The organism is Proteiniphilum sp. UBA5384 (assembly GCF_002410825.1).
Taxonomy (GTDB): domain Bacteria; phylum Bacteroidota; class Bacteroidia; order Bacteroidales; family Dysgonomonadaceae; genus Proteiniphilum.
The window spans coordinates 40,270-58,068 of sequence record NZ_DHOS01000010.1 but is presented as its reverse complement, the minus strand read 5'-3'; the positions used below and the strand labels follow the sequence as shown (position 1 = coordinate 58,068).

Sequence of the window (17,799 nt, the reverse complement as noted above, 5' to 3'; positions counted from 1 at the left end):
TATTAAATCCTCACTGCACAAAGATAAAGGTGGAAAATAAACTTCAATTATATTTCAGAATAACAAAATATTGACAAATAACAAAATAACTATACCGGTAAACCAATTTGAACTCTATTTTCCATCATGTAGCTCTCTGACTATGTTAAAAATATCAATGCTACAAAGTTTTATTTATATTTGTCAGTCTAAAATCGGCAACAAATGGAATCATTTTCTGACATACAAAACTTTAATCTGTTATTCAATGAATACCACGGCCGTTTCGTTTGTTTTGCGATGGGTTACATAAAAGACAGGCAAAAGGCAGAAGATTTTGTATCGGAGGCTTTTGCTGCGTTTTGGGAGAATTACCACCAATTGTCAGCAGAAACCAAACCACCCGCCTATATCATGACTATTATTAAAAATAAATGCCTCAACTGGCTGCAACATCAACAGATAGAACAACGGGTAACTTCGGAACTAAAAAATCATTCTGAATGGCTGCTGAAAACAAAGATCAGCACATTGGAGGCGTGTGATCCCGATTTTCTGTTCTCCAATGAGATACAACGGATCATCACCTCTACCCTGAATCAATTGCCCAGGAAAACGCGAACAATATTCCGAATGAGCCGCGACGAAGGACTTCCCTACAATGTGATTGCTAAAAGATTGAATCTTAGCCAAAAATCCATAGAATACCACATTTCGAAAACTCTTGACCAACTCCGTAATTCATTGAAAGATTTCTTATAATAAACGGCGGCTGGAAAATAAAATTTAATTTATACACATACAATCAGAAAGAGCTGAATAGAGTAACCAGTATAGGTACACTGAGATCGAGCACAAATCCATGAAAGACAGAAATAACAGCAAATTCCTTTCCCGAAAATTTTAATATAATGGGAAGTGTGGTATCCATTGTAGTAGCACCCCCAACCGAAATTGGAGCCAGTCTCCCAAAATATTTCACAAAAAGAGGAGCAAACAATAGAGCCATTATTTCACGGAGTATATTCGAAAGTAATGCAATAGTACCCAGTTCCGCTCCCTTATACTCTGTTATAAAAATACTCGACAATGAATAATAACCAAAACCGCTACCCACCACCATGGCCTCAATTGCTGAGCGACCGGGAAGTATAAGACTTATTATTGCACATCCCAATAATGTACCAACAATGGTTGCTACCGGCAATAAATAAAACTGCGGATTGATCATGGCGAAACGCTTCAGGGTATCCGAATCATTCCCCAAACTCAATCCCACAAAAAACATCAAACAACACAGCGCATAAAAACCGATGTCCGTATCAACAATTGAAAGCCGGATAATTTCAAAATAACCGGACAATATACCCAGAACAAAAAAAGAGACAATGACAATACTACTCTTCATGAAATCTCTTTTTCTTACCATTAACACGTTTCCAGAGCAGTAATGCCGCTAAAGCACTACCGAGAACTGCAGCCAGGGAAATGAACAATGCTTCAATCCCGAGATTAGTCAGCCCCGAGATTATTTGATGATTAGCTCCCACCTCCAATCCAAGGATAAACAGAAGAAGCCAAATCAGTAAAGTAATAATTTTTGAAATAATCCTGAATTCTTTTTTTCGCAGCAAGAACCCAAAAACACTTCCTAGTACCATGAAACCAATTGCAATAAACATATTAAAAAGGATTGTGAAACACCGTTGGACTGTCTAAAACACCTACGACGCTTTTGTGTAATCAAAAGTAAATAAATAAACGGATATGGCAAAATCCATATAATTTTAAAAAAAAATACATTCTTTTAGGGTAATTACATTCTGAAATGTTATACAATATAGACGAACAAATTTAAACGAATGGACAAGGATTTATTACATCGCTTTTTTAAAGGTAATACAAATATTGACGAGGAAAAACAGATCAGACATTGGATTGAAATCTCTGAAGAAAACAAAATGGCTTTTAAATACGAACGTAAAATCTATGACACGCTACTCACTACATCTCCCATAACACCGGTATCAGAGCAAAAACGCCAAATCATTCCATGGCGGAAAATTGGTACAGCGGCTGCGGCGGTGTTGCTCCTCCTCGTCAGCACATTGTATATACATACTTTAGTAAATCCCACACCAGAATATAATACATTGATTGTTCCCGCAGGACAACATATTCACCTGATCCTTGCTGATAATACAGACATCTGGCTGAACGCCAATAGTACCTTCCGCTATCCTTCCGAATTTTCGGGAAAACACCGAACTGTATATTTAGACGGTGAAGCATTCTTCGATGTAAGTAAAGATGAGAAAAATCCCTTTCTTGTAAAAACAACAGCAGGAGATATCAAGGTTACCGGCACATCGTTCAATGTAGAGGCTTATTCAAAACAGGGTAGTTTCGAGACCAGCCTGTTTGAAGGAAGCGTGGAAATCCACAAGGATAAATTAAAACTGGCCACTTTACGACCAAACGAAAAAGGAGTACTTACCACAGACAATAAAATTAGCATTACATCGATTTCGGATAACGATAAATATTTATGGCGCAAAGGATTGGTCTCATTCAATGATAAGAAGTTGGAAGAGATATTCCTGACTCTCGAAAAATATTTTGCAGTAGAAATCCAGATCGACACAGAACACCTATCCCACCATACGTATACCGGCAAATTCCGGCAGTCTGATGGAATAGATTATGCTTTAAGGGTATTACAGAAAAATATCCGGTTCTCTTATGAAAGAGATGAGGAAACAGAAATCATCCACATAAAATGACCTCAACAAAAAATAAAAATGCCTATGATGAATCAGAAAAAAGAGAATTGATCAGAAGAAAACAAGAACCGGCAAGCGCTGCAACGCTCACCGGCCAGATGTTTCGTCGACACAACCTGAATTTATTTATGTATCAACTTAAAACAATTACAAATGTATGAAGAAAAACAATCGAATGGGCAACCAATTAACCAAAAAAGTACCCATCAAACATTTTTCATTGATTATGCGAGTAACTATTTTTCTATTATTTGCCGGCATTTTCTGTGTCATGGCAGAAACAGGGCATACACAAAATGCCAGAGTTACTATCAATAAACGTAATGCTACTCTCAAGGAAGTTTTAAATGAAATTGAACATCAAACCAATTATCTTTTTATCTACAGTAACGAAATAAATACTACTGAGACAGTATCTATAAGAGCAAACAAAATACCTGTATCTGAAACACTTAATATCATATTGAAGAATAAAGACATCAGTTATTCAATGGAAGGTGACCATATTATCCTGTCTACCGGTAAACCGGAAGATAACCAGGAGAATATTTTCTCCACCGATATTCAACAAAGAAAGAAAAAAATAAGCGGGAGTGTTGTTGACACTAACAGCATTCCTATTATCGGGGCTAATATTGTCGAAATAAGTAAAAATGTAAATGGAACTATAACAGACGCGGAAGGAAATTTTTCATTAGAAGTGGAAGAAAATGCGGTCCTACGTATTTCTTATATCGGCTATTTACCTCAGGATATCAGTGCAGCAGGAAAAACAACCATTTCTATTATTTTAGAGGAAGACACAAAAACATTAGAAGAATTGATAGTCACGGCCTTAGGCGTAAAGCGAGAGGAGAAATCGTTGGGCTATGCGGTACAAAATGTCTCCGGTTCTTCTCTTCAAACAGTGAAAGGGGTGGATATGACTGCTTCATTGACCGGGAAAGTGGCAGGCCTTACCATCAAAAATTCAACAGAGTTCAATGCACAGGCAGGCATTGAAATGCGTGGAGAAACACCTCTTTTGGTAATTAACGGAGTACCTTACGGAAATATGAAACTGCGCGATATCCCTGCAGATGAGATTGAAGATATCACTACGCTTAAAGGAGCCACTGCAGCCGCATTATATGGTTCACGGGGATCAGCCGGGGCTATCATGATTACCACTAAACGCGGAAAGGAAAAAGGACTATCCATTGAATTCAATAGTAACACTATGTTCAGGGCTGGATGGGTGGCCATTCCCAAAGCCCAATCATCGTACGGACACGGACTTAACGGTGAAATTGCAGACGATTATGTATGGGGACCGAAATTAGATGTCGGGAACACGGCCCTTCAATGGAATCCGGTCACCAAACAAGAGGAGGAGATGCCTCTTGTCTCGAGCGGAAAAAATAATTTCCGCAACTTTCTGGAATCCGGATTAATAACCAATAACAGCATCAGCATTACCCATACGGGGGAGAATGGGTTCTTCAGGACCAACCTCAATTATGTGTATAATAAGGGCCAATATCCCAACCAAAAGTTAGATATAATCAATTATACATTAAGCGGTGAGATGAAGTTAGGTAATAAGTTCTCCGTGGAAAGCCAAATGGGATATATGCGTTCCACCGCTCCACAAACATGGGGCGGCGGTTATGGCAATCAAGGATATATTTACCAGATACTGATGTGGACAGGACCCGATTACGATATCCGTCAGTACCGTGATTATTGGGCAACACCCCATGAAAAGCAAAACTGGCTGTATTCCGCATGGTATGATAACCCTTATCTGATCGCTTATGAGAAATTATATGGACAGGAAGAGAACAAATTAAATGCCAGCCTCACTCTGAACTATAATATTCTAAAGGATTTAAAACTCGTCTTCAGAAATGGTTATGATTTTTATAAGAATGAAGATGACCTCAGAAACCCTGCCGGTATATATTCCACACGAGGTCCCTCCATCAGTGGCGCATATTGGGATTGGAGCGGCAAAGGCATGTATGGGCTGAACCAAAGATGGGGTTACAGTATCAACAGCGACCTGATGCTCTCTTACTATAAAACGGTGGGAAAATTCGATTTCGACCTATTAGGCGGTGGCAGTATTTATTATTATAAGGACAGGAACCAAGGGGCGAGAACAATGAATGGACTGGCGGTACCCGGTTGGTACTCTTTAGCGAATGCGGTTCCGTCTACTGCTGTCGGTGTAAATTCCATACAGAATATATACGGGACTTATGCAAAACAGGTGAACAGTATATACGGAAAACTATCTGTTGCGTGGAATAATGCTGTATATCTCGATATAACCGGACGCAATGACTGGAGCTCAACCCAACCGAAAGAAGAGCGCTCTTATTTTTACCCTTCGGTTGCTGGAAGTCTGGTATTATCCGAATTTTTCAATGCACCTTCATGGCTCGGGATGTGGAAGGCAAGAGGATCATGGACGATTGCTAAATCTCCACTTGGAGTGTATGACAATAACTTGCCTTACAGTATTTCCAACTCTTGGGGATATCTTGCAGCAGCCTATCCATCTAATTTAATGGGAGCCAATTTATTACCGTCTAAAACCCGTACATGGGAAATCGGGTCTGCAGCCTATTTTTTCGGTAAAAGGTTGTACCTCGATTTCGCATATTTTGATAAATTGTATCACAACCGGCAGATTCAACAGGATATCGCTCCTTCATCAGGTTTTAGTACCACTTTAATTAATACGGCAGAAACCTATGCCCGCAGGGGAGTTGAAATCACCGTCTCGGGTAATATTATCAGCAATAAGGATTTTACTTGGAATTCACTGTTGAACTATTCGTACCAACATCGTTATTATGTGGATATAGATCCCGTTTATTCCAAAAAGGACCAATGGACGAAGCCCGGAAAACGACTGGATTACTATGCTGAAACGGAAAAAGCGCTAAGGGATCCGCAAGGAAATATCATCCATTCTGCCGATGGGAATGTATGGTTGAGTGACTATAATCAATTGTATGGATACAAAGATCCTGATTTCACTTTTGGTTTTATCAATACGCTGACTTACCATGATTGGACATTGAATATAAGTATCGACGGCCGCATAGGTGGTTTGATGGACAATTATATCTATGGAAAAATGTTCGATACCGGATCTGCACCTGAGACTGACACTCAATATCGTTACGATGAAGTAATGAACGGGGCTAAATATATCGGCAAAGGAGTGAAAGTAATCAACGGGTCGGCGTCTTACGATACCGAAGGCAATATCATTGAAGATACCCGCCAATACGCACCCAACGATATTCCGGTAAGCTATCAGGAATATATGCGGCTTTGGGGGAATTCATGGGAAAACCGTATTCATAAACAGACGTTTATAAAATTACGGGAATTGTCGGTTATTTATAATCTACCGCTAAACCTGACCCATAAAACATTTATAAATAATGCTTCCGTGGCGCTGACAGGACAAAATCTTTTCTTGTGGACAAAAGACTTCAAATATTCCGATCCGGACATCGGCTCGGAAGATATGAATGCTCCATCCCAACGGATGATAGGGTTCAATATTAAAATCGGATTTTAATTCAACCGGCGAAATTGAGACATACATTAAAACAGAAAATTATGAGTGAAAATTTATTTAATATAATAGTAGCATTATTTGCCGTTCTACTTACAGGTTGCGATAATTTCGAAGAGATCAATACCAACCCGGATAAACCTTCGGAGTCAATGGCTCCATGGCTTGCTACAACATTGATAAAGGAAATCACCTCTACGCCCACTGCAGAGACAAAAGGATTTACCGAACCATACCAATATGGGAAATATATACTCTTCACTGAACGTAAAGAAGGCTCTCAGTATAATAATCTGGGAAGAGCCAGTTTTTCAAATCATCTTACGGTACTGAAGAATGTGGAGCCGATGAACGAATATGCTGCTGACTTGGGCAAAGAACTTGCGAACTCTTACCAGGCACTTGGACACTTTATCCGGGCATGGCAGTTTTTCCAATTATCCATGCGTGTGGGTGATATTCCTTATTCGGAAGCCATTCAAGGGAATCAGGGTATTATCAAACCCAAATACGACTCACAAAAAGAAGTTTTCAAAGGAATTTTGGATGAATTGGACCAGGCAAACGACCTGTTTTCGAAAGGTGCCGATATATCAGGCGATTTCATTTATGGCGGTAACGTAGATAAATGGTGTAGGCTTACAAACAGTTTTGAACTATATGTACTGATGAACCTATATAAAAAAACGTCGGACAACGATCTGAATGTCGTAAATAAATTCAAAGAAGTTGCCCAACGACCCTTGATGAGAGATTATAACGATAATTTCGCCATTACTTACAATGGGGCGAAAGGCTACTGTTATCCTTGGAGTAATACGGCTACGGACCTGAATGCTTTTACCCAATACACAATGTTATCGACCACATACATCGATCTCCTGAAGGGAAATCGGGACAGACGTCTGTTTTATGTGGCCGAACCGGCAGAATCGTTGTTGGCTAACGGGAAAATAGAATCAGATTTCGACGCCTATATCGGTGTTGAACCATCGGACGAATACAGCGTTACTATCGATAAAAAAAGTAACAGGGAATACAGCGACCTGAATAAACGTTATATAGATCTGGCCACTGCCGAACCTGTGGGATTGTTCTGTCATTGGGATGTAGAATTTATTCTGGCGGAAGCGACCGTGAGAGGATGGATTGATGATGATGCCCAAACTCACTATTCCAACGGGATCAAGAGTTCTATGAATTTTTATGTTCATTTTGTGCCTACAGAATATACTCATGGAGTAACAATGGATGAGGTTTACATCAATTCCTATCCTTCTTCAGTAGCACTTGGTGGTACCATGGAGAACATGATCAAACAAATCATTCAGCAAAAATATATGGCCGGTTTTTTTCATAACCGGTATTTGGCGTGGTTTGAATTCGTTCGCACGGGATATCCCGAATTTGTGCTGAACCCCAGCTCAAATATGAATCCTACCGATAACACCAAATTTCCGACGCGGTGGCAATACCCTCAAAATGAGATTGATTACAACACAGACAATCTCAATGAAGCTATTCAACGTCAATACAACGGACTGGATAATTTTAATGGAATCATGTGGTTATTAAAAGATTAAAGATTATGACACACAAAAAATGGATTCTTACATTAACGATTGGAGCAATCGTTTTTACAGCAAATGCCCAAAAACTTTCCTTTAAAAAAGACGGCACTTTTAAAATCGTACAGTTTACCGATATGCATTATATGCACGGTAATCCGAAATCAGATACGACTTTGACGCTTATTCCCAGAATACTGGATACAGAAAAACCTGATATGGTCATCTTTACAGGAGATATCATTACCGGAAGACCGGTGCGGGAAGGATGGGATGCTGTAACCAAATTTGTCATTGATCGTAAAATCCCCTTCGCCGTGACATTGGGTAACCACGATCATGAACAGGGTATAACAAGGGAGGAGATTGCTGATATTGTTACTTCCTACCCTTTCAACATCAACAGGTTGTCAGATGTCAGCCCAGGCAGAGTAATGGATAATATATTGCCTGTATACTGTAGTCAAAAGCCACTCAAGGAAGCGGCCCTGATCTACTGTTTTGATACCGGAGCCTATTCCACAATAGACGGCGTAAAAGGTTATGCCTGGATAACAGACAAACAGATACAATGGTACAAAGAGCAAAGTATTTACTATACGATCAAAAATAATTTCCATCCGCTACCTGCTTTGGCCTATTTTCATATCGCCTTACCAGAATACCGGTTGGCATTCAACGATGAAAAAAATATACGCTATGGAGAGAGAAGGGAAGACGAATGTCCTCCCGAACTCAACTCGGGTATGTTCTTGATGATGCAGGAAATGGGCGATGTAATGGCTACGTTTGTTGGACACGACCATGTAAACGACTATATAGTGAATTATTATGGTATCGCGCTGGCTTACGGACATTTCAGCGGTTGGAAAACCACTTACACTCCCCAAATTAACGGTGTTCGTGTAGTGGTTCTTAAAGAAGGAAAACGGGAATTCGACACATGGCTCCACCAACTTGATGGGACTATCCGCGACAAAGTATCTTTCCCGGCAGAATTTACCATTTTTTCCAAATAAATACCGGATTTTAATTGAGACTTCAAACCTTACTGTTAATATTCCATATACCAACAAGAAAAATAGAATAATCGTATGAAAAATATAAAAAAATACAAAAATATCTATGTATTGTTTTTGTTGTTCGTTGTCGCGTGTAATAATGACGACAACAAGGTTCAGATAAACCCTTATGACCCTCAAATACCCGTTACTTTTGATTCGTTTCTTCCGGATTCAGGTGGTATAGCATCAAAAATGGTACTTCTTGGAAAAAATTTTGGAAACGATCCCTCCCTCGTTAAGGTTTATTTTAATAATAAAAAAGCAACGGTGGTAGGTGTAGCCGAAGACCTTATATACGTTGTAGTCCCCCGGCAACCGGGTGATCTGAGTGATATCTCGGTTGTGATAGGAAATGATAGTGTTATCTGCAAATCCAAACAGTTCAAGTATATTCTATCAGCCAGTGTCTCCCCTTTTGCCGGGATTGTAGATGCTGACGGGAAAGGAGGATTTAAAGACGGTACAATAGGTGAAGCGATGTTTGAGTCTCCCCGTTTCATTCATTGTGATTGGGAAAATAACCTCTTCGTAACGGATAATGAGAAACGGGTAAGGCTGATATCTCCACAAACGGACCAGGTTATAACACTGGCAGACCATATAGCCCGCCCCGTGGGAGGATGTACATCTATTGACGGTAAGCGTGTGTATATTTCCGCGTATGTCTGGAGAACAAGTACAACAGACCGGAATGTATATTGTTTTGACCCTGACAGACAATGGAATGCATATGTCATTCCAACAAATATACCCCGGGATAAAGTAGATTGGGTTTCACAATTGGCCATCGATGAGGATGAAATACTCTATTTCGGGGCAGAGAACGGCAGTCTGTTTAAAGTCGACACAAAAACGGGAGAATGGGGTTACCTTGCGGAAGGTGTGATCCGTAGCGGGGATTATGTGTATGTAGCTTATTCTCAAAAAGACAGAAGAGTATATATAGCCACAAGAGATGAAAGTAAAATCTATTATTTTGACTTGAGGACCAATGAGTTTAAATTCTTAGCAGGTTCTACCAAAGGGCACAATGATGGTCCCGGTGCCGAAGCACAATTCAATACTCCAACACAGATAGCCGTAGATCTTGATGGTAACCTGATCGTCGCCGACCGTAATAATCATGTGATACGTATGGTTCGCCCCGATGGATATACAAGCACCATCGCGGGTATACCTGGACAGACCGGATATATGAATGGCGCTCCTGAGAAATCGCTGTTCAGTAGCCCTTATGGTGTATGCGTAAGTCCTGTAGATGGAGCGATATATGTATGTGATATGAATAATTATAGAATCAGGAAAATTATAATTGAATAATATATGAGAAAGATATATATTTTATATGTGTTCCTTTTCTGTCTTGGCACATATAGCATTTCAGCCCAAAGCGTAGAGCGGGAGTTACAGGTATCGGGAGTTATCCTGGATGAAACCGGAGAACCTTTGCCGGGAGCCAATGTATATATAAAGAATGAACCGGGAGTGGGAGTTGTATCCGATTTAGAAGGTAAATTTTCCATAAAAACCACCAAGAATAGTATTGTAGTTATCTCTTTCATTGACTTTGAAAAAGAAGAGATATTGGTGACGGAGAGCGTTTCAAATCTAAAAATCCAGTTGAAAGAAAGTGGAGGGACAGCACTGGACGAAGTGGTAGTAGTAGGCCATGGCCAACAACGCAAAGTAAGTGTCGTAGGTTCCATATCCTCTGTAGATGTAAATGAATTGAAAACCCCCTCCTCTTCCATCACCAATGCACTGGCCGGAAAAGTGGCCGGTATCGTTTCCGTGCAGCGAAGCGGTGAACCGGGGAATGATTTTTCTCAATTCTGGATTCGCGGTATCAGTACCTTTGGCGCTAACCAGAGTGCGCTTATCTTAATTGACGGGATCGAACGTTCGGGTATAGACCAGATCGACCCGGAAGATATCGAAAGCTTTTCTGTACTCAAAGATGCTTCTGCCACAGCTGTGTACGGGGTGCGGGGAGCAAATGGCGTTGTATTGATTACCACCAAAAAAGGGTCGTCAGGAAAACTATCCATTAAATTTAAAAACTATGCGACGATATCCCATTCCCCCAGGATGCCCGATTACCTGGAAGCTTATGATTACGCGGTATTGGCCAATGAAGCCCGTGCCATGCGGGGGCAGACTCCCATATATGATGATGTGGAATTACACATTATCAGAAAAGGAGTCGACCCCGATTTATATCCCAACGTGGACTGGCAAAAAGAGATTTTAAAAAAATATACAACGAACCGCAATCATTATCTGAGCGTATCCGGGGGAGGTGACGTGGCCAGATATTTCTTAAGTGCCAGCACCTATTCGTCCGATGCGTTATACAAAGAAAGTGGGTTGAACGATTATAATACCAATGTAAAATACAATAAACATTCATTCCGCTCCAATCTGGATATCAACGTGACCAAATCCACGACCATTTCATTAGGCGTGGACGGATATTTGACCAACCAGAATCGCCCGGGAATGGGTAGCACCTCCTACATCTGGAGTTCTCAAGCCAATCTTACACCGCTGACAGTCCCTGTACAATACTCTACCGGGCAATTGCCCACCTACGGAAAGTCATTGTCGGAAGTTTCACCGGCCGTATTGCTTAACCATACCGGTTATGTGAGCGACAAGAATACCGGTGTGCAATCGAATCTTTCCCTCACGCAGGATTTTTCACAATGGGTTAAGGGTCTTTCCGCCAGAGTGCTTTACTCTTTCGACACATATACCAATCATGTGGTTACCCGTAGTAAAATGCCGGACCTCTACTATGCCAACAAACGTAAAGTGAACGGGGAGCTGGACCTGGAACTGAAATATGACAATGAACCCCTTAAAGTAACAACAGATGCTTTATCCAGGCAAAAGACTTATCTGGAAAGTTCTCTCATTTATGACAGGACGTTCAATGAGAAACATCGTGTAGGAGGACTGATCCATTATTTTCATCAGGAATTTACCGAGAGCGACCGGGATGGAACAGATGCCATCCCGGAACGGAATCAGGGAATATCGGGCAGGGTGACTTACTCTTTATACGACACTTATCTGATAGAAGCAAATTTCGGATATACCGGATCAGAGAACTTTAAAAGAGGTGAACAGTTTGGCTTCTTCCCATCAATTGCTTTGGGATGGATACCTACATCTTATGATTGGATTAAAAACAACATTCCATTCGTTTCTTTCCTGAAATTCCGCTACTCATTTGGTACAGCCGGAAATGACAAAATATCCAATTACAGGTTTCCCTATTTCACTTTTGTGGAATATGCTTCAGCAGGATGGGGCGGAAAGTATGGAATTACCGAAACAAAATTGGGCGCCGATAATCTTAGATGGGAGAAAGCCATTAAAAGCAATATCGGTATCGAAGCGACGTTCAAAGATAAGTTATCCTTTGTGGTTGATATTTTCAGGGACCGCCGGGAAGGTATCTTTCAGGAAAGGACCAATTTGCCGGCTACAGTAGGAAATATTTCCCAACCTTGGGGGAATGTAGGCACCATGAAAAGTAATGGAGTGGATGCAACCTCTTCTTACACCTACACTTTCAACAAAACCAGCTGGTTAACCTTACGTGGCAATTTCACTTATGCCAGAAATATGATCGACTACTGGGAAGAACCCCCGTTTAAATACCCATATAAAGCCAAAACAGGACATATTTACGGTTCTCATACAGGATTGATTTCTTTAGGCCTATTCAAAGATGAAAATGAAATATTAAGCAGTCCAAAGCAGTTTGGAGAGGTTTTGCCCGGAGATATCAAGTATAAGGATGTCAATGGGGACGGGAAAATAGATACGGAGGATTATATCTATTTTGACTACTCCGATGTGCCACAAATAACATACGGCATTGCAGGAGAAATAGGCTATAAAAACTGGACATTCAGTATATTTTTCCAGGGAGCTGCCATGTCGAAATTCATGTATAACGGTAACTACTTCCCTTATAGTGGAGGAAATGTAGGAAATGTGCTGACTATCGCCAATAATCCGGACAATCGATGGATATCGGCTGATTATTCGGGAAATCCGACCACGGAAAATCCCAATGCACGTTTTCCACGTCTCAGTTATGGAAGCTTCCGTAATAATGAACAACCCTCTACTTTCTGGTTGGCAAGTAATGACTATTTACGGTTGAAAAATGTGGAATTGGCTTATCGCTTAAAATCCGATTTTTTTCAGAAAATAGCACTGGAGACTGTGGATATATCGATTATCGGGGAAAACCTGTGGGTCTGGGACAGCGTCAAATTATGGGATCCTGAACAAGCCTCATACAATGGGCGCGCATATCCTATCCAACGGAGATATACCTTGAATTTGGTCATGAATTTTTAATAATTAGCATATGAAAAAATATATCATTGCCATAGTAGCGGGAATCATTATTTTTTGTAATTCCTGTGAATATTTGAATGTAGATCCTTATTTCATGGATGTTTTCAGTGCCGATTCGGTATTTGCCAGAAAAGCTTTTGTGGAAGCCTATCTATGGAATACGGCTACCTATATCTTACCCGAAGCGGGATCTCATGCTGAAACGGCAAAGTATCCTTATTTCACAGGTGCCGATGACGCGTTTTGGACATACAAACGAAGCACCTTTCCGCATAATTATTTTTCTGCCAATGAATTGGATGCATCGTCTTCCTATTTCCAAAATTGGATTCACTTCTACCGGGGAATACGTAAAACCAATACCATCCTGACCCGTATCAACGAATGCGAGGATGCCACAACACTCGAAAAAAGAGAAATCATTGGAATGACCCTTTTCCTAAGAGGATATTTTTATTTCAAGTTATTGGAGCAATACGGGCCAGTGGTCATCACTCCGGACATGCCACAAGGATATGATCAGACTTTAGAGGAGTTGGCATTACCACGAAGCACCTATGACGAGTGTGTGGAATATATCTGCAAAGACTTGACTGACGCAGCGGCCATCTTACCCGAGGAACAGATTACCTCTTATTGGATGCGGCCTACCAAAGGCACTGCTTTAAGTCTTATTTCACGTCTTCGTTTATATGCTGCCAGCCCCCTATACAATGGGAATAACCAATTTTACTCGAATTGGACCAATCTAGACGGGAAGCATTTCATCAGCCAGACTGCCGACAACAAAAAGTGGGCTGAAGCTGCTGTAGCCGCCTATCAGGTAATCCAACTGGGAGAAAAAGGTTTATATGGATTACACACAAAACCTTTGAAAGAAAATTCACCTAAACTGGCGCCTAATGTACCTACCGGACATTTTCCGGACGGTGCCGGAGATATTGACGCATACCATTCATACAGTGATATGTTCAATGGTGAAACCATTATGTATAAGAATGAAGAATGTATCTGGGGGGATAATTCGGAATCGGTTTCGCTTTACAGGGTTGAAAGAGGAACGCATCCATTATTTGTTTCGGGATGGAATGGGCTGAATGCCTCTCAAAAATTAGTGGATGCCTACTATATGAGAGACGGGGGTACTATCACTAAAACCATATTACCGGAGTATCAATATTCCGAAACTGGCTATACGCAGAATGATGAAAAATTCTCCGACTATGTCCTGCAAGCCGGAACTTTTAACATGTACGCAAACCGGGAATATCGTTTTTATGCCACGATTATGTTTAGTGGGGCTAAATTCTACGGGTTAAGCACTACGGCAGGTACGGCCTATTCTAATTTCTTGGTCAATTATTCTGCTGATGGTAACGCAGGTGCCATAGTCGGTTCCGATCCGGACGACCGGTTATTGACGGGATATACTTTCCGGAAATATACCCATACGGACGATAATTATTATTTCGGCAGTGTGTCCAATAAGGCCTTTGCCCGCATTCGTTATGCTGAAATACTTTTGAATTATGTGGAAGCGTTGAACGAACTTACCGACTCGTACACTATTGATGACATTACGGTAAGCCGGGATACGGAAACAATAAAAAAATATTTCAACATGATACGTTATCGTGCCGGATTGCCGGGATTAACCGATGATGAAGTATCCAATCGTGATACACTCAGGGAAATTATTCTTAAGGAGCGTTTTATCGAATTCGCCTTGGAAGGCAGGAGGTATCACGACCAACGGAGGTGGAAAAGATTGGAAAACGACTATCAGCCTTTTGAGGGGATGAATGTAGAAGCGTTACGATCAGAACCGGATATGTTCTTCAAAAGAACGCGAGTTATTCATGCAAACATCAGGCGGAATTACGATCGTCGTTTGTACTTTTTCCCTATTCCCACTTCCGATATCGATAAAAATCCTAATCTTATTCAAAATCCGGGATGGTAAGTAATTAAACTATAATATGTATGAATTATGAGCAAACAAAGTATAATATGGTCAATTGTGTCTGGCATGTTACTCTCTTTTTCTTCATGCCAGGACGAATATTATGAAAAAGAAATATATAAAAAGATCGTGTATATAGTACACAGCGAAAATAAGATAAACCCATTTACGCATCCATTCAAAGGTGCGCCCACGGAAGGTTTTATTTCGTTGTATTGCAGCGGTTCCCTGATGCCTGACGCAGATATTGAGATCGAAATCGGGCTTGATGATGAGTTGATCGCTAAATATAATTATATAGAGTTTGAAGAGGATGAAAGCAGGTATGTAAAGGCTCTAAAAGCAGAGCATTATAACATTCCTTCTTTCCATGTGAAGATAAGAAAAGGTGAACCTTTCGGGACAATGCCCATATTCGTTACTTCCGAAGGGTTGTCTCCTGACAGTATGTATGTAATTCCACTCAAAATTAAAAGCATATCACCCAATTACGAAATTAGTAAAGACTTATCATCCATTTTGTATGCTATAAAATTGGAGAATGCTTATTCAGGACTTTATCGCATGACCGGCAGCTTACAGGAGGAAGGAGGGGCCAGTATGCCTCAACAGGTGTTTAAAGATAAAACACTCCTGCCCCTCAACGAGTTTACATGCCGGATGTTTCTGGGGACTGAGAATGAACTTGCAGAAAACATACCTTTAAGGTCTTTACAGTTTACGGTACAAAGCGACCATTCTATAATGATAACTGAAAATAATAATGTGAGGGATTTAGGAGGAAGTAATTATGATCCTGAAACGGAAAGTTTTATTTTAAATTATAGCTATATAATCTCAGAAAAACGTTACGAAATAAGAGAAAAACTAATCCGCTTAAAAGAATAATACTCTTTTTATATGAAATGCTCCTTGGTAAACGTCGCTATCAACTCTTGAATCTTTTATGCCTTTTTTGCGCAAATAAAGATTGTGTTTATTAAATATTTAATACCTTTACCAGATATTCTTATCTACCATAATCTCGGTGCGCTTCTTTCCGACCCTACCAAGGAAACGGGAAGAAGTGCATTCTTTCGCTATCTGCTTCACTGTGTGGAGTGAGGGATTGAAGAAAATAAATTTCAACATACACTAGAATAATTAAATTAAATTATCAATGACTTCCAGAAGACAATTTTTAAAAACAATGGGCGGTGTTACATTACTCACCATTGTTCCCAGGAGTGTACTTGGGAAGGGCATGATTGCCCCAAGCGATCAACTGACTAAAGGAATCATCGGCGTGGGAGGAATGGGACGAGGTCATATCCCTTACAACAACACACGAGTGGTGGCCATGTGTGACGTAGACACAACGCATCTCTCAAAGGCTGCGTCCATGGTAAAGGAAAAAATCAACCTTTATCATGATTTCCGGGACTTGATTCTCGACAAAAACGTGGATATTGTTCATATCGCCACTCCACCCCACTGGCACGGCATTATGTCAGTAGAAGCGGCAAAGGCCGGAAAAGATATTTTCTGTGAAAAACCAATGACCCGCACTATCGGAGAAGGAAAACGGGTGAAGGAAGCAATAGCACAGCATGGCAATATCTTCCGCCTTAACACATGGTTCCGGTTCAAAGATCCTTTCTACGGATTGGGAACGCCGATGAAACCCCTCAAGAAACTGGTCGACAGCGGTCTGTTGGGATGGCCGTTGAAGGTGACCATAAGCAAACATACCGGCTTCGACTGGAAATTCTACTGGGTAGGAAAAACACACCTGGAACCGCAACCGATTCCTCAGGAACTCGATTATGATATGTGGCTGGGACCGGCTCCCTACAAGCCCTATAATGCACACCGCGTACATCAGACGTTCCGCGGATACTGGGATTACGATGGAGGAGGCTTGGGCGATATGGGGCAACATTATATCGACCCTGTGCAATATATGTTGGGCAAAGACAATACCAGTCCTGTAAAAGTGGAAGTAGATGCACCCCAACAGCACCCCGACGCGGTAGGTACATGGCGATCCATCACGTATACTTACGAAGACGGTTGCCAGATAATCCTCTGGGGAGGTGATTACGGGAAACCGAATACACCCTATATTGCCGGACCGAATGGGAATGTATATAAGAATTTTGTATGCGATATTCCGGACTGGGAAAAGAAGTTGGCCGATTTCCCCGATCCTCAGGCTCAAAACACCGATTTTCTTGAATGCATTCGCAACAGGCAGAAATTTGCGCTGAATGAAATCAATGGTTTCCGTTCCTCCACAATCGTAAATATGGGTACGGTGGCACTCCAACTCAACAGGACACTCGAATTTGATCCTGTCAACGAAATCTTTGTCAACGACGAAGAAGCCAACCGGTTGCTGGATCAACCTACCCGTGCACCGTGGACTATTTAATGTGCCAATTTTCCGAGGAAGAGCACATAGCCAAACTTGTTTGAACTTTGTCGAGTGACGACAGAAAAT

At 40.9% G+C, this 17,799-nt stretch carries 14 protein-coding genes; 11 read left to right on the top strand and 3 right to left on the bottom strand.

The features are described from left to right. Window positions 1-204 precede the first annotated feature (204 nt). Complete coding sequence (locus tag B4G81_RS03180; RefSeq protein WP_294080011.1) at window positions 205-741, top strand: RNA polymerase sigma-70 factor; 537 nt, start codon at window positions 205-207, stop codon at window positions 739-741. Between the two features lie 43 nt (window positions 742-784). On the opposite strand, the gene B4G81_RS03175 is transcribed toward B4G81_RS03180, so the two are convergent. Both B4G81_RS03175 and B4G81_RS03170 read right to left on the bottom strand, forming a co-directional pair. Then, window positions 785-1,387, bottom strand: coding sequence for a lysine exporter LysO family protein (locus B4G81_RS03175; protein WP_294080009.1), 603 nt, complete (start codon window positions 1,385-1,387; stop codon window positions 785-787). Then, on the bottom strand, window positions 1,377-1,661 hold the full coding sequence (locus B4G81_RS03170; RefSeq protein WP_294080007.1) for a LysO family transporter: 285 nt from the start codon (window positions 1,659-1,661) through the stop codon (window positions 1,377-1,379). Before B4G81_RS03170 ends, B4G81_RS03175 begins: the two co-directional genes overlap by 11 nt. 180 nt (window positions 1,662-1,841) lie before the next feature. On the opposite strand from B4G81_RS03170, the gene B4G81_RS03165 reads away from it, so the two are divergent. From B4G81_RS03165 to B4G81_RS03125, 9 genes are all read left to right on the top strand, one after another. Further along, on the top strand, window positions 1,842-2,762 hold the full coding sequence (locus B4G81_RS03165) for a FecR family protein (protein WP_294080005.1): 921 nt from the start codon (window positions 1,842-1,844) through the stop codon (window positions 2,760-2,762). Next, window positions 2,759-2,923 (top strand): hypothetical protein, encoded by a 165-nt coding sequence (locus tag B4G81_RS03160; RefSeq protein ID WP_294080003.1) that lies wholly within the window; start codon window positions 2,759-2,761, stop codon window positions 2,921-2,923. The genes B4G81_RS03165 and B4G81_RS03160 overlap by 4 nt, the downstream gene beginning before the upstream one ends. Further along, window positions 2,920-6,345 (top strand): SusC/RagA family TonB-linked outer membrane protein, encoded by a 3,426-nt coding sequence (locus tag B4G81_RS03155; RefSeq protein WP_294080001.1) that lies wholly within the window; start codon window positions 2,920-2,922, stop codon window positions 6,343-6,345. Before B4G81_RS03160 ends, B4G81_RS03155 begins: the two co-directional genes overlap by 4 nt. Before the next feature lie 41 nt (window positions 6,346-6,386). Beyond that, window positions 6,387-7,925 carry a SusD/RagB family nutrient-binding outer membrane lipoprotein gene (locus B4G81_RS03150; RefSeq protein WP_294079999.1) on the top strand — a complete coding sequence of 513 codons (1,539 nt, stop codon included), beginning with the start codon at window positions 6,387-6,389 and terminating at the stop codon, window positions 7,923-7,925. A gap of 5 nt (window positions 7,926-7,930) precedes the next feature. Further along, window positions 7,931-8,929: a metallophosphoesterase family protein gene (locus B4G81_RS03145; protein WP_294079997.1), complete on the top strand. Its 999-nt coding sequence runs from the start codon at window positions 7,931-7,933 to the stop codon at window positions 8,927-8,929. Between the two features lie 75 nt (window positions 8,930-9,004). Next, window positions 9,005-10,294 (top strand): IPT/TIG domain-containing protein, encoded by a 1,290-nt coding sequence (locus B4G81_RS03140; RefSeq protein ID WP_294079995.1) that lies wholly within the window; start codon window positions 9,005-9,007, stop codon window positions 10,292-10,294. Window positions 10,295-10,297: 3 nt separating this feature from the next. Next, on the top strand, window positions 10,298-13,354 hold the full coding sequence (locus B4G81_RS03135; protein ID WP_294079993.1) for a SusC/RagA family TonB-linked outer membrane protein: 3,057 nt from the start codon (window positions 10,298-10,300) through the stop codon (window positions 13,352-13,354). A gap of 10 nt (window positions 13,355-13,364) precedes the next feature. Then, the gene (locus B4G81_RS03130) at window positions 13,365-15,317 is read left to right on the top strand and encodes a RagB/SusD family nutrient uptake outer membrane protein (protein ID WP_294079991.1); all 1,953 of its coding nucleotides are present in this window, start codon (window positions 13,365-13,367) and stop codon (window positions 15,315-15,317) included. 27 nt (window positions 15,318-15,344) lie between these two features. Beyond that, a complete protein-coding gene (locus tag B4G81_RS03125; RefSeq protein ID WP_294079989.1) occupies window positions 15,345-16,205 on the top strand; it encodes a BT_3044 domain-containing protein in 861 nt (286 codons plus the stop codon). A 108-nt stretch (window positions 16,206-16,313) separates the two neighbouring features. Here B4G81_RS03125 and B4G81_RS03120 read toward each other — a convergent pair whose 3' ends face one another. After that, window positions 16,314-16,448: a hypothetical protein gene (locus B4G81_RS03120; RefSeq protein ID WP_294079988.1), complete on the bottom strand. Its 135-nt coding sequence runs from the start codon at window positions 16,446-16,448 to the stop codon at window positions 16,314-16,316. 28 nt (window positions 16,449-16,476) lie between these two features. Between B4G81_RS03120 and B4G81_RS03115 the strand changes: the two genes are divergently transcribed. Then, window positions 16,477-17,730: a Gfo/Idh/MocA family oxidoreductase gene (locus B4G81_RS03115; protein WP_294079986.1), complete on the top strand. Its 1,254-nt coding sequence runs from the start codon at window positions 16,477-16,479 to the stop codon at window positions 17,728-17,730. Window positions 17,731-17,799 lie beyond the last annotated feature (69 nt).

Bases quoted from the DNA above. Each gene is read 5' to 3' on its own strand.
- B4G81_RS03155 (WP_294080001.1), top strand. From the start codon at position 2,920: ATGAAGAAAAACAATCGAATGGGCAACCAATTAACCAAAAAAGTACCC.
- B4G81_RS03145 (WP_294079997.1), top strand. From the start codon at position 7,931: ATGACACACAAAAAATGGATTCTTACATTAACGATTGGAGCAATCGTT.
- B4G81_RS03165 (WP_294080005.1), top strand. From the start codon at position 1,842: ATGGACAAGGATTTATTACATCGCTTTTTTAAAGGTAATACAAATATT.
- B4G81_RS03175 (WP_294080009.1), bottom strand. From the start codon at position 1,387: ATGAAGAGTAGTATTGTCATTGTCTCTTTTTTTGTTCTGGGTATATTG.
- B4G81_RS03135 (WP_294079993.1), top strand. From the start codon at position 10,298: ATGAGAAAGATATATATTTTATATGTGTTCCTTTTCTGTCTTGGCACA.
- B4G81_RS03130 (WP_294079991.1), top strand. From the start codon at position 13,365: ATGAAAAAATATATCATTGCCATAGTAGCGGGAATCATTATTTTTTGT.
- B4G81_RS03125 (WP_294079989.1), top strand. From the start codon at position 15,345: ATGAGCAAACAAAGTATAATATGGTCAATTGTGTCTGGCATGTTACTC.
- B4G81_RS03170 (WP_294080007.1), bottom strand. From the start codon at position 1,661: ATGTTTATTGCAATTGGTTTCATGGTACTAGGAAGTGTTTTTGGGTTC.
- B4G81_RS03150 (WP_294079999.1), top strand. From the start codon at position 6,387: ATGAGTGAAAATTTATTTAATATAATAGTAGCATTATTTGCCGTTCTA.
- B4G81_RS03120 (WP_294079988.1), bottom strand. From the start codon at position 16,448: ATGTTGAAATTTATTTTCTTCAATCCCTCACTCCACACAGTGAAGCAG.
- B4G81_RS03140 (WP_294079995.1), top strand. From the start codon at position 9,005: ATGAAAAATATAAAAAAATACAAAAATATCTATGTATTGTTTTTGTTG.
- B4G81_RS03115 (WP_294079986.1), top strand. From the start codon at position 16,477: ATGACTTCCAGAAGACAATTTTTAAAAACAATGGGCGGTGTTACATTA.
- B4G81_RS03160 (WP_294080003.1), top strand. From the start codon at position 2,759: ATGACCTCAACAAAAAATAAAAATGCCTATGATGAATCAGAAAAAAGA.
- B4G81_RS03180 (WP_294080011.1), top strand. From the start codon at position 205: ATGGAATCATTTTCTGACATACAAAACTTTAATCTGTTATTCAATGAA.